Origin of the sequence: Thiomicrospira sp. ALE5 (genome assembly GCF_900112445.1) — a bacterium.
GTDB lineage: Bacteria > Pseudomonadota > Gammaproteobacteria > Thiomicrospirales > Thiomicrospiraceae > Thiomicrospira.
This window is the reverse complement of sequence record NZ_FOYY01000003.1, coordinates 352,113-365,758: the sequence shown is the minus strand read 5'-3', so window position 1 is coordinate 365,758 and position 13,646 is coordinate 352,113. Positions and strand designations below refer to the sequence as shown.

The window sequence follows — 13,646 nt, the reverse complement described above, 5'->3', positions numbered from 1 at the left end:
AGCCTAGAGCTTGGCTTTTTTTTACATCAATTAAATCTGAATGATCTAGTTTGCCTTAATGGGTGCCATATAGTTTGTAAGCCGATGGGGTGGATTCCAGGTAATATGACTGGATTGCTTAGGGTCATGATGTTCGTCGATCTTCAGCATAAAGTCGTAAACGAGTTTATGTTCTAGTACCTGGCGTACGTAGCGTCGTGTTTCAGTAAAGGGAAGGGTATCAATCCACTGGTCGGCGTTGATTTTTTCAATGTTCGCAAGGTGCAAGCTAGTGCGCCAATGACTGACTCGTCCAGGACCAGCGTTATAAGCTGCAATCGCTAATACGGGATGGTCAAACTGTGTCATCATTTCCGCAAAATAGGCTGAGCCGAGTTGAATATTAATCTCAGGCTTAAAGATGTCTTGTGCACGAAAAGACGTTAAACCTTGTTTTCGTGCTGTTTCGCGTGCGGTATTGGGCATAAGTTGCATTAATCCCTGAGCGCCAGCGGGTGAGCGTGCTTGCGGATAAAAAGCACTCTCCCGACGCATTATACTGAAGATAAAGCTCTGGTCTATTTCATGTTGCGCAGCTTGTGCCGTTACATGTTTTTGAAATGGGGTTGGGAAGCGTTTATTCACTGCATCCCAAGCTTGAACTCGCCCAAGCGTTGTAATGGCTAAATGATGGAGCCCCCATTCATGTGCGATTTTAGCTAGGTCAAAAAAATCTTCTTGTTGGGCATGGTTTAACAGGTGATGCCACTCTCTGTGAGCATTGATGCGCCAGTCAATTTCGATTAAAGCAGTTATAAGTTTTAAACTGGGATAGGTTTTGATGAGTTCATTGGCACGCGCTTGACTTAGCTCATTTCGGGCGTCTGACAGTGGCATGATATAGGGCTGATCTAAACGATCAGCAGCTAAGAAACCGTAATAATTGCGATCTTTGGCTAGTTGCTCATAGAGTTGTTGATGACCTGCCTGACCACTAGCCTCTAGTGCACGAGCATTCCAGTAGCGCCACTGCGGTTGTTCTGCCGTTGCTTCAGGCATGCGGCTTATGATACTAGCAAGCTCTGTCCACTTACTGTGGCGGATAGCATAACGGGCTTGCCAAATAAGTGTCGCTTCTTCTGCGCGTTGATTATTTAAGCGATCAAGTGTTCGCCAGCCAAGTTCATTAAAGCGATAGCTTAATCTCAAGCCTGCCTCGCGTTGTAATTGAATATGCTGATCTGCTGACAGCCATGCCTTAAAGCGAGTGTCTTCAAGTAATTTGAGAAGATGTTCAGGGTCATGGCGACTCAATGCATGAAGACTGGTAAAGGTTACCTTGGCACGATAGGGCTCAGGTATGTTATTAAAATCAAATGATGCAACTTCATTGGGGTTTTGTACTAGGTTTAACCAGGCCTGGTTCCATAGCTTTTCGTTTGGGGGAAGCATCGCAATTATATTGCGTATTTGACCATGCCGTTGTTGGTTAAATAATGCAGTGATGCGTTTGAGCAGCGCATCCGTGTTGAGCAAGCCTTGTTTATGTAGAAATTGCTCGACTTCACGGCAACTACGGTGCAGATTCAAATTGTTGAGCCAAAAGTTTTGCCAGTCATTAAGTGGCAATTGATTGGGTTGTTCAACAAGCAAAGCACGTTTGGATAAACATTGTTGTTGTTGATTGGCTGGGGTTAGGTGACTTGTGGTTATATTAGACCAGGCCTGCTGATTGGCCAGTGCGTTCAGGTAGCGGTGCTGTAGACGGTTGCTTAGTCCCAGCTCTGAATAGGTTGTGATAAAGGCAAGGATGTCCTGATGGTGCGCTGTGTTGAGGTTTTCTAATAAATAAAGATAGCGACCCATCGGATAAAGCGTGTGATGCTTAAATTGTTGTTCATAACGGGCAAGTTGTGAAGTATTGTTGGTTTTGGCTGCCGTCCACCAAGCTTCAAAATCTTTTTTGAGTTTGGTGTCAATAGGCGAGGCTTGAAAGGTGATGAGGTTGTTTTGATCGGTTGGCGTGCTAACTTGTGCAAACAAGTCACTGGTAAAAAAGATACAGATGATACTGAATCCAGTTATAAGTGACTTGTTTAGACTTGTTAGCATTTAGGTTCCAGGTGAGATCATCAATATTTGGCCTGGTCGAATAGTCGCACGTTGATTTAAGCCATTTTGACGCAGAATATCGTGCGTATTGACATTAAAGGCACGCGCAATATCCCACAGTGTATCGCCTCGCTTAACAACATACTCAGTGGTGCTATTAGGTAAATGCAGGGTGAGTGCTTGACCAGGACGTATTACCGCATTCTGACCGAGTTGGTTCCAGCGTCGAATATCATCAATAGTCACATTGTAGCGTTGAGCAATAAGCCATAAGCTGTCTCCTCGAAACACCTGATGCTGAATAGGATGTGTGGTATTGGCGCGGGTGGGTGTGGCAGCCGAATTAGATGCAATGTTAAGTGTTTGCCCGATTCTAATGGGGCGCTGAGGATCAAGGTTGTTCCAAGAGGCTAGGTCTGACACCGAAACTCGATAGTCGCGTGCAATTGTTGATAACGACTGACCCGCACGAACTTGGTGGGTTTGTACCTGTTGTTGAGCACGTGAAGAGGGTGTTTGCGAGACACGTGCTGTGCTCGCTGTTGAGGTGGGTGCACTAGCAAGTTGGGTTGGGGCGCCCGCCGGAATGGGAATGGTTAAGGTTCTTCCAATACGGATAGTACTATTCGTGAGGTTGTTAATACGTTGGATTTCAGCAACCGAGGTACCGTAGCGCTGTGCAATTTGCCCAAGTGTATCGCCAGCGACTACGCGATGATTTTGCCAGCGGATGTTGTACAAATCGTGTGATTGAGCCAAGGCAAACTCAAAGCGCTGCGCATTTTCTATAGGCAGTAATAGACTATGCGGTCCATTAGGTGGCGACACATGTTTTAAATACCCTGGGTTAAGGTGAGTGAGTAAATCAAAATCAATACCAGCAAGTTCGGCTGCTTGGTGCAAGCTAAACTGCTTATCTAGCTCAATGCGGGTGAGATAATTTTCGTTGGCAATCGGTTTAATGGGTAAGTTGTAGTCACGATGGTATTTGTGCAAATAACTGACTGCAAGCAGTTGCGGAACATAGTTACGTGTTTCTGGTGGTAAGTAAGGACGAATATTCCAATAGGTTGGTTCTGCATTGGGGTTGGCACGCTTAAGGCGCGCTTTTGCCTGAACTATCCGTCCATAGCCAGCGTTGTAAGAGGCGAGGGCAAGTAACCAATCTTGATCGTTTAAATTGTACAGACGCTCTAAGTAGTTTAATGCGGCCTGTGTACTCAGATAAACATCTTGTCGTCCATCAAACCACCAATTCTGGTCTAAGTTATTATTACGGCCAGTGCTTGGAATAAACTGCCATAGACCTACTGCACTCATGTGCGAGCGAGCATAGGGGATAAATGCGCTTTCAATGACGGGTAATAGCGCAAGCTCCATCGGCATGTCACGTTCATTAATCGCTTCATAGATTAAATAGAGGTAAGGTTCCGCTCGTTCAGAGACCCTCTCAAAATGACGTGGATTATTAATATAAAAATTTAAATAGTCCTGATAGTGAGGCTGATATTTGTAAATCAAGTCAAAATTAATCGCTATCTGGTCCCATAGATTATCCAGTGGTAATTCTGGGCGATTACCATTAAGATCAAATGGAAGATTGCGTTCACGCTGGATAGCCTCAAACCGAGGTTCGTTTGCTGAAAGCCGTGGTTGTGTATTCACAGTGGCAGTATGGTCTGAAGTCTCAAGGCCGTCAACTGATGACTTTTTGCCATCTTTTTTAGGCGTTTGTAGAGTTTGACATCCAGATAATAATAGCGTGATGCTGAGACTAAGTAGCGTTACTTTTGTTTTTAACATAAGAAATTCATCAGGTTAAATAGTTTGTTAAACATTGTAGGGTAATTTATTAGTCTTGGCTAATTTTTATAGGTATTTTATTGTCTTTTAGTTCTATTGGCTTTTAAAAGGGTTTTTCTAAAACCCCTGTAGCATCTAATTCATCCTTCCAGTTTCGTAAACAAGCAAATTGCTGGCCAATTGTTGTTTCTTGATAACTTGTATTAAGACGTTTAGCAATGGTAGCGGCAATAGCTGGTTTGTCTGTCCGTAAAAAAGGATTAGTATCAAGTTCAAGTTGTAATGTGTTTGGTTTAATAGGTTGTTGTTGCTTGTAAGCATGGTTTACTTGGATGCGACGCTCTGTTAGCAGTTGGTTGTTGGGTTCGACTAATATCGCAAAATTTAGATTGGCTAAGCTATATTCATGACCACAGTAAACAGTTAAATTAGGGGCTAGATTTCTAAGACGAGCCAGTGAAGCGGCCATTTGGTCAGCCGTGCCCTCAAAAACACGTCCGCAACCGCCTGTAAATAGCGTATCACCACAAAATAAAGCGTCTTGTCCTACAAAACATAAATGGTCTAGTGTGTGGCCCGGTGTGGCAATAACCCTTAGGTTTTCTTGGCCGATGGGAATGGTGTCGCCATCACTGAGTCCTTGAGTGACCGGTGTTTTTTGCAGTGACGAAGGTGCGTATACTGCCGCATCTGGGAAGTGAGCAAGGAGTTGATCTACCCCAGCTATGTGATCATTATGGTGGTGAGTGATAAGTATGCCGCTAAGGTTACGTTGCTGTTGACTGAGCCAGTCTAGTACAGGTTGCGCTTCACCTGGGTCAACCACCCAGATGTGCTGTGGTTGTTCAATAAGCCAGATATAGTTATCATTAAACGCAGTTAAGCCATGAACGATCATTGCAAACCTCCCTATTTAAGTTAGCAGCAATTATACTCGGCTTAATTCAAGAAGGGTATCTCATCAATAAGAACATTAAGGTGGGTTATGACACAAGCACCCGGTGCTACTGATTCACATACTGGTTTTCAACGTTATTTATTGGACTGGTTTAAAACTCCCCTAGGGCGGCATGCGCTGGACTTTGAGCGTAGGTTGCTCGATAGGCATCTTAATCACCTGTTTGGCTACTATTTAGTGCAAATGGGGCGTATAAGTCATACAAGCTTATTGGCTGCATCACGGATTAAAAATCAGCTTTTAGTCGATGAAAATAGTATCCGTGCTGACCAAGCTCCTGAGCGTTTGGTATTAGCCAATTTACTGGCACAGCCTTTTGCAACAAGTAGTCTAGATCTAGTATTTTTGCCGCATACATTAGAGTCTACTTTAGATCCATACCGATTTATTCGCTATGTGGATGATCTTATTCGTGCTGACGGTCATATTGTTATTACAGGCTTTAATCCTATGAGCTGTTTAGTATTGCGTCAGCGTCTTGGTCAAGATAGAGCACATTGGCGTGAGGCTCATATTATTAAGCTAGAGCGTTTAGTAGATTGGCTGCGGGTGTTGGGTTATGAAATAGTGGCTAAGGAGTATTCTGCAAGTCGTTGTTTTAAAGGAGGGGTGAGTGATAGAATTCAGCCAGTCATGGCTCAAATGGCACGTGCGACTAAGCCATTAGCTAACTTGGGCCTCTCATTATCGCAAAGTTATATTTTAGTGGCGCGTAAACAACAATGGGTACCCATTAAGCCCAAAAAGGTTGTGCATTTCAGTGACTGGGTTCCTGGTGTGAAACCTGCAGTGGTGCAATCTCATCAGTCCAATTTAACCTATGAAAGAGAAAATTAATCCTCAACAAATAAAGTAAAGGTTTTTGTGTGGCATCTAATCAAGTAGTTGTTTATACCGATGGTGGTTGTAAAGGGAACCCAGGCCCAGGTGGTTGGGGGGTCTTGCTGCGCTACGGAGACATTGAAAAAGAGTTACGGGGTAGCGCTGCAGAGACAACAAATAATCGTATGGAATTGACTGCTGCTATTATGGCGTTTGAAGCGCTTACACGACCCTGTAAGGTGAAAATAACGACTGATTCCCAGTATGTCAAAAATGGGGTAACACAGTGGTTGTCGGGTTGGAAAAAAAAGGGGTGGAGAACAGCAGCGAACAAGCCGGTGAAAAACCAAGATTTGTGGGAAAGGTTGGATGCGGCATTGCAGATGCACCAAGTTGAATGGTGCTGGGTAAAAGGGCACTCTGGTCATCCAGAGAATGAACGGGTTGATCAATTGGCCAATTTAGCTATTGAGGAATTACTAGGATGATTATGACTGGATTTAAATCAAGGTTTGCCGCTGTGGGTATGGCTGCATTAATTGGAAGTTTCGTTGGATCGGGCCTCACAAGTGCCAGTCCACTACAAGGTAGTCAGGTTGTAGTCAGTACGCCTGACGATCCGTCGCAGGTGGCTATTGAAGGTCGAATGATTCAAGGGGGGTGGGCAATGATACATTTGCCGCCCTATAGCCAGCTGGAGTGGGGGCAGAGGCAGTGGCAAGCTGATTCACAAGGCCGAGCCCTAATCGGTTTTAGCCGAGATCAAGCATCACCCGTTAAGGTGAGGGTTACACTACCTAATCAAGCAAGTTTTGATGTCGCTATTGACCTAACAGCTAAGGACTATTTGATACAGCGCATAGACGGTTTACCGCAGCGCTTTGTGACGCCTGATCCCGAGGCGTTGAAGCGTATCCGCCAAGATGCTGCGCTAGCACGGGCTGCGCGCGAGAAAATGCTTGATCGTACCGATTTTTTGACCGATTTTATCTGGCCAACTGAAGGGATTGTTACGGGTGTTTGGGGTAGTCAACGGATTTTAAATGGTGAGCCTCGACGCCCGCATTTTGGTATCGATATTGCCAATGAGACAGGTACGCCTATTCTTGCTCCAGCTGCTGGAAAGGTCACCTTAGTGGCGAATATGGAATTAAGTGGTGGAACGGTGTTTGTTGACCATGGTTATGGCTTACGCTCAGACTTTTTACACCTTGAAGAAATTTTGGTGGAACTGGGTGATGTTGTAGAGCAGGGACAAGTTATTGCAACGATGGGCGCAACAGGGCGAGCAACAGGGCCTCATCTTCATTGGGGTATGAGTTGGATGGATATTCGCGTTGACCCAGAAGAGGTTTTTGAACTACCGCGTCGGTTACAACGCGGCGATCAAATTATTGGTAATAAGGCAAAATTTATCGATTAAGTTCAATGACTTGTTGGATATCAACAGCAGTATCTTCTAGGCCCATTTTCTGATGGGCTTTACGAAGCATAACCAGTGCTTCTCGGCTACTTTGTGAGTTGGGATATTCTTCAATGACCCGTTGAGCGCGATTAGCTGCCGCTAAATAGGCTTGTCGATCATAATAAAATTGTGCGACTTGTAAATCACGGCGAGCAAGACGATTGGTGATAATGATCATCCGTTGTTGTGCCGCTATAGCATAGTCGCTGTCTGGAAAACGTTGAATTATTTCTTGGTAAGCGCGCAAAGCTTGTTGTGTTGACTGAATATCACGATTTGCAGGATCGGTAATAAAGCGATCTAACCAACTGCGATTAATCGAATCAGCAGAAAGAGCCTTTAAAAAATACGCGTAGGCAAGCTGAGGATGACGTGGATATAAACGAATAAACTCGTCTAATTCACGAATCGCCGATAGTGGCTCATCGTAACGGTAGTAAGCATAAGCTAATTCTAGATAGGCTTGCTCTGCATAGTCACCATAAGGAAAGTTGGCTTTCAGTTTTTCATAGAATTCAATGGCCGATTTCCATTGACCGTTATCAAATTCGGATTTGGCGCGGTCGTAAAATTCCTCGACAGTCCATTCAGATTCAGGTTTCTGAATCAAGTTTGAACAGCCAGTTGCCGCAACCAAGCCAAATACAATTACAAAGAGGCGAAGAGTTTTTAACATAATTTCTCGGTTAGAATAGTCAGTAAATATTTTCGATTTTATCACAACAATTTAGTCTTAAGGATCTGTTTTGAATAACCCGTTGACCTCTAAACCTGAATCACCGCTATGTTTTCGTGTTGACCACCAAGATATGGGGGAACGACTTGATGCCACATTAGCCAAAACCTTGACTGATTATTCACGCAGCCGTTTGCAGGCCTGGTTAAAAGAAGGGCGTGTCACTGTTGATGGGGTGGTGATTACCAAGCCACGTCATACCTTGTTGGGCGGTGAGCTGGTGAGTGTGATGCCATTGAAAGAAGACGAGACCCAGCAAATCGCGCAGCCGATGGACTTGGATATTGTTTATGAAGACGAAGCAATCTTGGTGATTAATAAGCCAGCAGGACTGGTCGTACATCCCGGTGCCGGCAACCCGAACGGAACCTTGTTGAATGGGTTGTTAGCTTATGCGCCTGCATTGCGACAAGTGCCGCGGGCTGGCATAGTGCATCGTCTTGACAAAGATACCACCGGTCTGATGGTCGTCGCTAAAACCCTTCAGGCACAGCATCACTTAGTTGACCAGTTGCAACGTCATGATGTTGAGCGAGTATATGATGCGATTGTGGTTGGCACTATGATCTCAGGTGGTACAGTAGATAAACCGATTGGTCGACATGTTAGTGATCGCAAGAAAATGGCGGTTAAAGTTACAGGTGGTAAGTCAGCGGTAAGTCATTATCGAGTAGCTGAAAAGTTTCGCGCACACACGCATGTTAAAGTCAGTTTAGAGACGGGGCGCACCCATCAGATTAGGGTGCATATGTCGCATTTAGGTTACCCTCTAGTTGGTGATCCTTTATATGGTTCTAAATTACGCATTCCTAAACAAATGATGCCGGAGTTTATTGAGATTTTAAAAGGCTTTAAACGTCAGGCGCTCCATGCGGGCGTATTAAGTCTAACTCATCCGGTTAGCGGTAAAACCATGAAATGGAAAGCCGCTATGCCGGATGATATGGGTTTGTTAATTGATATTTTACGTGATGATCAGGTTGATTTTATTGCCAACCGCAATAACGCCTATGATGAAATCGATTATGACTATGATGTTGAAGTGGAGTGGGTTACAGACGCGGATATTCCAGAGGAGTATTAGTCGTGGTAGCCACTAGGATTCGGAGGTGGGGATAATGAATCAAGCGAGCTTGATAAATCAAAGCAAGATGTCTTTTTTACGTCCTGATTGGCCAGCGCCTGCCTGGGTAGGGGCGTTAACCACCCTGCGTCATGGTGGGGCGAGTACGGGTGCTTATGCGAGTCTTAATTTGGCCGATCATGTGGGTGATGAGCAGCCAGCGGTTACCCAAAACAGAGCGGCGCTTCGCGATGCTGTGGCACCCGATATGCAATGGTTTTGGATGGCACAGCAGCATACGACTCACGTATTGCAAGCGCCACAGGATTTTGCAGCGGCGATTCCGATTGCGGATGGTATGTGGACTACCCAACCAGGCCTGGTGATGACCACCTTGACCGCTGATTGTATGCCGGTGTTATTCTGTCATGCTCGTCAACCTATTGTGGCAGCTGTGCATGCTGGCTGGAAGGGCTTGTTAGAGGGTATTTTGGAGCAGACATTACAAACGCTACCAGGCGAACCGAAAGAGTATTTAGTATGGATAGGTCCATCCATTATGCAGGCAAGTTTTGAAGTGAGTGAAGATTTTCGCGCCGATTTTATTGCGCGTGAGCCCCGTTGGCAACCTTTTTTTAAAGTCAATCCCGCCAACCCGACCCACTGGTTAGCCGATTTACCGGCTATGGCTGAGTCAGTCTTACGAACCGGCGGTGTGCAAGCAGTGTATCAAAGTGGTGTGTGTACTTATCAACATCAACATGACTTTTATTCCTATCGTCGCCAGGCGACCACCGGTCGGATGGTGAGTTGTATTTGGATTAATCCTTATTAAGTCGTTGCTGTTGGAGCCGTAAAGCGCATCGACAAGTCAATCGCGCGAAGATGTTTGGTAATGGCGCCAGTTGAGATGTAATCGACACCTAGTTGGGCTAGATCTGCTAGTTGTTCCAGCTCCACATTGCCAGAAATTTCCAATTTGGCCTGGCCTTGGTTAAGCGCCACGGCTTGTAACGTGTCTTCACGATTAAAATTATCGAGCATAATAATATCGGCACCGGCTTGCAAGGCTTCAGCAACCTCGGTGAGGTTTTCGGTTTCAACTTCAACAAGCGTGTCCGGATGCTGTGCTTTGGCACGGGTGATGGCAGGTGTGATGCCACCACAGGCATGAATATGGTTTTCTTTGATTAAAATAGCATCATACAGCCCTTGACGATGGTTGCTTCCGCCGCCACATACGACCGCATACTTTTGGGCTAACCGCAGGCCTGGTAATGTTTTGCGTGTATCAAGCAATTGGGTGGTTGTTTGACCCATTGCGGCCACATACCTTGCGGTGATGCTTGCCGTAGCTGACAGGGTTTGTAGAAAATTGAGTGCAGTGCGCTCTCCTGATAATAACGCACGAGCGGGGCCTTGTAATCTACACAGAACTTGATCCGTCTCAATCTGATCACCATCCTGAGCCAGCCAAGCAATTTGAATGCTTGGATCGAGTTGATGAAAGACTTCATTGAACCAGGCCTGGCCACAGAGGATAGCCGGCTCTCGACAAACAATGTGGGCATTGAGCTTTGTGTCTGCAGCGATTAAGTCCGCGGTCAAATCACCGCTGCCCATATCTTCATGCAAGGCGTTACGGACTGTATTGACAAGGTCATAATGATAATCTAATTTTTTCATCTTGGCCATTACTCTTGGTATGCTAGCAGCATAGTGTAAACGAAGTATTATAACAAACCATGAAAATGTCAGTGACTGAGATGCCATTAAATCAACAGCAGCCACAATTGGGTTGGTTAGCGGGAGCAAGCCATTATCCAAGTCCTTTTTACACACCTCGCCCAAACCCAAAGGATATAAGACTATTAGTGGTGCATGGCATCAGCTTGCCGCGTAATCAGTTTAATACCGGTCTCATTCATGCCCTTTTTTTGGGTCAAGCTGCCCCCTTGGAAGCGGCGGGCCTGCCTGAGTTGGCTGAGCTTAAGGTGTCCGCGCACTTTCTTATTCAGCGCAGTGGTCAATTAGATCAGTTTGTTAATGTTTTTGACCAGGCCTGGCATGCGGGGGTGTCGATCTATCACGGGGAAGAACAGTGTAATCGTTTTTCAATTGGGGTGGAGTTGGAGGGGTCTGATGATCAGCCTTACACGGCCATTCAATATCAAGCCTTAGCTGATTTAGTTCAAGATTTAGAAGCGCTATTGAATCAACAGGGTATCTATAAACCACTTGAAATTTTGGGCCATCAGCATATTGCTCCCGGACGTAAAACCGATCCAGGTCCTTTTTTTAACTGGGCTAGCTTGGCAAGGTTGACCAATAGAACGTTGACTTTAAAGGCCTAAACTTTAATGTTGATTGAGCTTGATGGCGAGGCTTGCGTCGGTGCGGTTTCGGTGTCGAGAGGACGCTTGGGTGAAAACTTTAAACAGGGTTGTCCCGACGTGGCCAGCACGACTTGGCTCGGTAAGCTTTGTGTTTTGAATCCATAAGCATTGCAAGCGCGCGGATGACTGGCTTCCCAGGTCACCTCAAAATATTTGCAGGCATAGCAATCTATTTTATGATCAGTTTCTTTCATCATTTTGAATAAACACACTCAATTGGCGCGTTGAGGTGGCTATGCTATTATGACAACCACTTAAATCTACTTGCTTAGTTTGTTGAGCATTATTTTAACAGTTTGAATTAGTTTTGTAATAAGGGTTCAGTGAATGGAAAAAATTGGTCTTTTTTATGGTACGGATACCGGAAATACTGAGCGTGTAGCAGATATGATTAAAACGGAGTTGGGTGCTGATCATGTTGATGTTTATGATGTTGTAAGTGCCAAAGCCAGTGATTTTGATGCCTACACTAAAATTATCTTGGGTCAGCCTACTTGGTACTATGGTGAGCGTCAAAGTAGCTGGGATGATTTTTGGGAAGATTTTTGCGCTATCGACTTTAGTGGTAAAACAGTCGCCTGTTTTGGGCTTGGTGACCAGGCTGACTATGCGGAATACTTTATTGATGCCGTCGGTATGATGCATGATGTGGTGTTACAAAACGGCGGTACCCCTGCAGGTTATTGGTCTACAGATGGTTATGAATATGATGAATCTAAGGCTGAAACCGAAGATGGTGAGTTTTTTGTCGGCTTAGCTATTGATGAAGATCAACAACCTGAATTAACTGAGCAACGTGTAAAAGAGTGGGTTGCTCAGATTAAAGAAGAAATGGAACTTTAAAAGACGCTGTTTAATTTAACCGCGCAAACTCAAAATAGGCCAGTCATGCATTTCTGCGTGACTGCGTAACTTTTCATCCGGATCTACAGCGACAGGGTAGGGTACGCGTTTAAGTAATGGTAAGTCATTGTGCGAGTCAGAATAAAAGTGGCTCAAGGTCAAATCGGGTGCTTGTGTTTTTAACCACTGTTTCAAACGCAAAATTTTTCCTTCTTGAAAAGAGGGAATACCTGCCACTTCACCGGTAAAACGACCATTTGATATTTCAGGTTGGGTGCCAATTAACAACTCAATGCCTAATCGTTGGCCAATCGGGCGCGTAATAAATTCATTTGTTGCAGTAATAATCATCAAGGTATCACCTTGGTCACGATGCTCCGCAATTAAGTTTATGGCTTTAGGTAGAATGATCGGTTCAATAAACTCGGCCATATATTTCTGGTGGAGCTGTGCAAGTTCGTCTTGCGTAAACGCCACCAAAGGTTTGAGAACAAAGCGTTGATATGCAAAGATGTCTAGATTACCCTGTTGGTACTGTTGGTAAAATGCATCGTTTTGTACCTTGTGATCTGCAGGATCTACTAATCCCTTCGCAATTAAAAATTCGCCCCAGAGATGGTCACTGTCACCACCAATAAGCGTATTATCGAGATCAAAAATAGTTAGATTGCTCAAAATAGCATCCTTTTTGGTTCATTCAAATTATCTATAGTGCGAAATAAAACCCACTTGGCGATTGAAAAAATGGCGAAAGTTGGTCATTATTAAAAAATTACAATTACACAGACGCACAGGTTGCGGTTGAAGGACGATTTGGTGATAGATTCCAATGGGTATCGACCTAATGTCGGTATTATAATCGTAAACAAGCATGGAAAACTATTTTGGGGTAAACGTATCCAGCAAGATGCTTGGCAATTTCCTCAAGGTGGCATCCGTGATCATGAAACACCCCAGCAGGCGGCTTTCCGTGAATTGAAGGAAGAGGTTGGACTTAATCCATCTGATGTAAGAGTTCTAGCCAAGACCCAGGATTGGCTACATTACGATTTACCCCGTCACCTGATTAGACAAAACAGTTATCCTGTCTGTGTTGGTCAAAAACAAATCTGGTTTTTGCTTGGATTGGAAGCGGATGAAGCCGCAATAGATCTTAGTGTTCATGCCTCGCCAGAGTTTGAAGACTGGATTTGGGTCGATTATTGGTTTCCTGTTCAACAGGTTGTTAGTTTCAAGCAATCTGTCTATCAGCAAGCGCTTTCTGAACTTGAGCCAGCTCTTAATGCTTTCTGGAAATGCTGTTAGTATTTAAAATCAATAGCTTACTGGTTTTTCTTGTGGGCTATTATGAGCCCACCTATCTTTTTAGTGCAAAAAAATGGTATGATTGCCGCCATAAAATTTTCAGGTTAGAGGCTTGGAAAGGTGACTCAAAAATGATTGCCGGAAAAGTCCTCTGTTTGTTTCAC

General features: G+C 44.7%; 15 protein-coding genes. 8 read left to right on the top strand and 7 right to left on the bottom strand.

The window, feature by feature from the left end; all coding sequences use genetic code 11:
• Positions 1-45: 45 nt before the first annotated feature.
• The 3 genes from BM293_RS01875 to gloB all read right to left on the bottom strand — a co-directional run bounded on the left by BM293_RS01875 (position 46) and on the right by gloB (position 4,792).
• On the bottom strand, positions 46-2,022 hold the full coding sequence (locus tag BM293_RS01875) for a lytic transglycosylase domain-containing protein (RefSeq protein ID WP_234968857.1): 1,977 nt from the start codon (positions 2,020-2,022) through the stop codon (positions 46-48).
• 69 nt (positions 2,023-2,091) lie between these two features.
• A complete protein-coding gene (locus tag BM293_RS01870) occupies positions 2,092-3,894 on the bottom strand; it encodes a lytic transglycosylase (RefSeq protein ID WP_093446409.1) in 1,803 nt (600 codons plus the stop codon).
• 103 nt (positions 3,895-3,997) lie between these two features.
• Positions 3,998-4,792 (bottom strand): hydroxyacylglutathione hydrolase, encoded by a 795-nt coding sequence (gene gloB, locus BM293_RS01865; protein ID WP_093446408.1) that lies wholly within the window; start codon positions 4,790-4,792, stop codon positions 3,998-4,000.
• A gap of 87 nt (positions 4,793-4,879) precedes the next feature.
• On the opposite strand from gloB, the gene BM293_RS01860 reads away from it, so the two are divergent.
• Genes BM293_RS01860 through BM293_RS01850 form a run of 3 tightly spaced genes read left to right on the top strand, consistent with a single transcriptional unit; the run spans position 4,880 to position 7,097 of the window.
• Positions 4,880-5,689: a methyltransferase domain-containing protein gene (locus BM293_RS01860; protein WP_093446406.1), complete on the top strand. Its 810-nt coding sequence runs from the start codon at positions 4,880-4,882 to the stop codon at positions 5,687-5,689.
• 29 nt (positions 5,690-5,718) lie between these two features.
• Positions 5,719-6,162, top strand: a complete 444-nt coding sequence (gene rnhA / locus BM293_RS01855) for a ribonuclease HI (protein WP_093446405.1) — start codon at positions 5,719-5,721, stop codon at positions 6,160-6,162.
• Positions 6,163-6,164: 2 nt separating this feature from the next.
• Positions 6,165-7,097: a M23 family metallopeptidase gene (locus tag BM293_RS01850; protein WP_234968856.1), complete on the top strand. Its 933-nt coding sequence runs from the start codon at positions 6,165-6,167 to the stop codon at positions 7,095-7,097.
• Here the strand turns inward: BM293_RS01850 and BM293_RS01845 are convergent.
• Positions 7,087-7,815: an outer membrane protein assembly factor BamD gene (locus BM293_RS01845; RefSeq protein WP_093446403.1), complete on the bottom strand. Its 729-nt coding sequence runs from the start codon at positions 7,813-7,815 to the stop codon at positions 7,087-7,089. The two genes, BM293_RS01850 and BM293_RS01845, sit on opposite strands and share 11 nt — an antisense overlap.
• 82 nt (positions 7,816-7,897) lie before the next feature.
• On the opposite strand from BM293_RS01845, the gene rluD reads away from it, so the two are divergent.
• Both rluD and pgeF read left to right on the top strand, forming a co-directional pair.
• Positions 7,898-8,959 carry a 23S rRNA pseudouridine(1911/1915/1917) synthase RluD gene (gene rluD / locus BM293_RS01840; RefSeq protein WP_304440550.1) on the top strand — a complete coding sequence of 354 codons (1,062 nt, stop codon included), beginning with the start codon at positions 7,898-7,900 and terminating at the stop codon, positions 8,957-8,959.
• Positions 8,960-8,993: 34 nt separating this feature from the next.
• Positions 8,994-9,773, top strand: a complete 780-nt coding sequence (pgeF, locus tag BM293_RS01835; protein WP_093446400.1) for a peptidoglycan editing factor PgeF — start codon at positions 8,994-8,996, stop codon at positions 9,771-9,773.
• Here the strand turns inward: pgeF and nadC are convergent.
• Complete coding sequence (nadC, locus tag BM293_RS01830; protein ID WP_093447821.1) at positions 9,770-10,624, bottom strand: carboxylating nicotinate-nucleotide diphosphorylase; 855 nt, start codon at positions 10,622-10,624, stop codon at positions 9,770-9,772. The genes pgeF and nadC overlap by 4 nt on opposite strands.
• 65 nt (positions 10,625-10,689) lie before the next feature.
• Between nadC and ampD the strand changes: the two genes are divergently transcribed.
• Positions 10,690-11,292 (top strand): 1,6-anhydro-N-acetylmuramyl-L-alanine amidase AmpD, encoded by a 603-nt coding sequence (ampD, locus tag BM293_RS01825; RefSeq protein WP_234968855.1) that lies wholly within the window; start codon positions 10,690-10,692, stop codon positions 11,290-11,292.
• Here ampD and BM293_RS01820 read toward each other — a convergent pair.
• A complete protein-coding gene (locus tag BM293_RS01820; protein WP_234968854.1) occupies positions 11,289-11,528 on the bottom strand; it encodes a uracil-DNA glycosylase in 240 nt (79 codons plus the stop codon). The genes ampD and BM293_RS01820 overlap by 4 nt on opposite strands.
• 133 nt (positions 11,529-11,661) lie before the next feature.
• On the opposite strand from BM293_RS01820, the gene BM293_RS01815 reads away from it, so the two are divergent.
• A complete protein-coding gene (locus BM293_RS01815; protein ID WP_093446398.1) occupies positions 11,662-12,177 on the top strand; it encodes a flavodoxin in 516 nt (171 codons plus the stop codon).
• A 15-nt stretch (positions 12,178-12,192) separates the two neighbouring features.
• Here BM293_RS01815 and BM293_RS01810 read toward each other — a convergent pair whose 3' ends face one another.
• A complete protein-coding gene (locus tag BM293_RS01810; RefSeq protein WP_093446396.1) occupies positions 12,193-12,852 on the bottom strand; it encodes a histidinol-phosphatase in 660 nt (219 codons plus the stop codon).
• A 141-nt stretch (positions 12,853-12,993) separates the two neighbouring features.
• On the opposite strand from BM293_RS01810, the gene BM293_RS01805 reads away from it, so the two are divergent.
• Positions 12,994-13,482 (top strand): RNA pyrophosphohydrolase, encoded by a 489-nt coding sequence (locus tag BM293_RS01805; protein ID WP_093446395.1) that lies wholly within the window; start codon positions 12,994-12,996, stop codon positions 13,480-13,482.
• Positions 13,483-13,646: the final 164 nt, after the last annotated feature.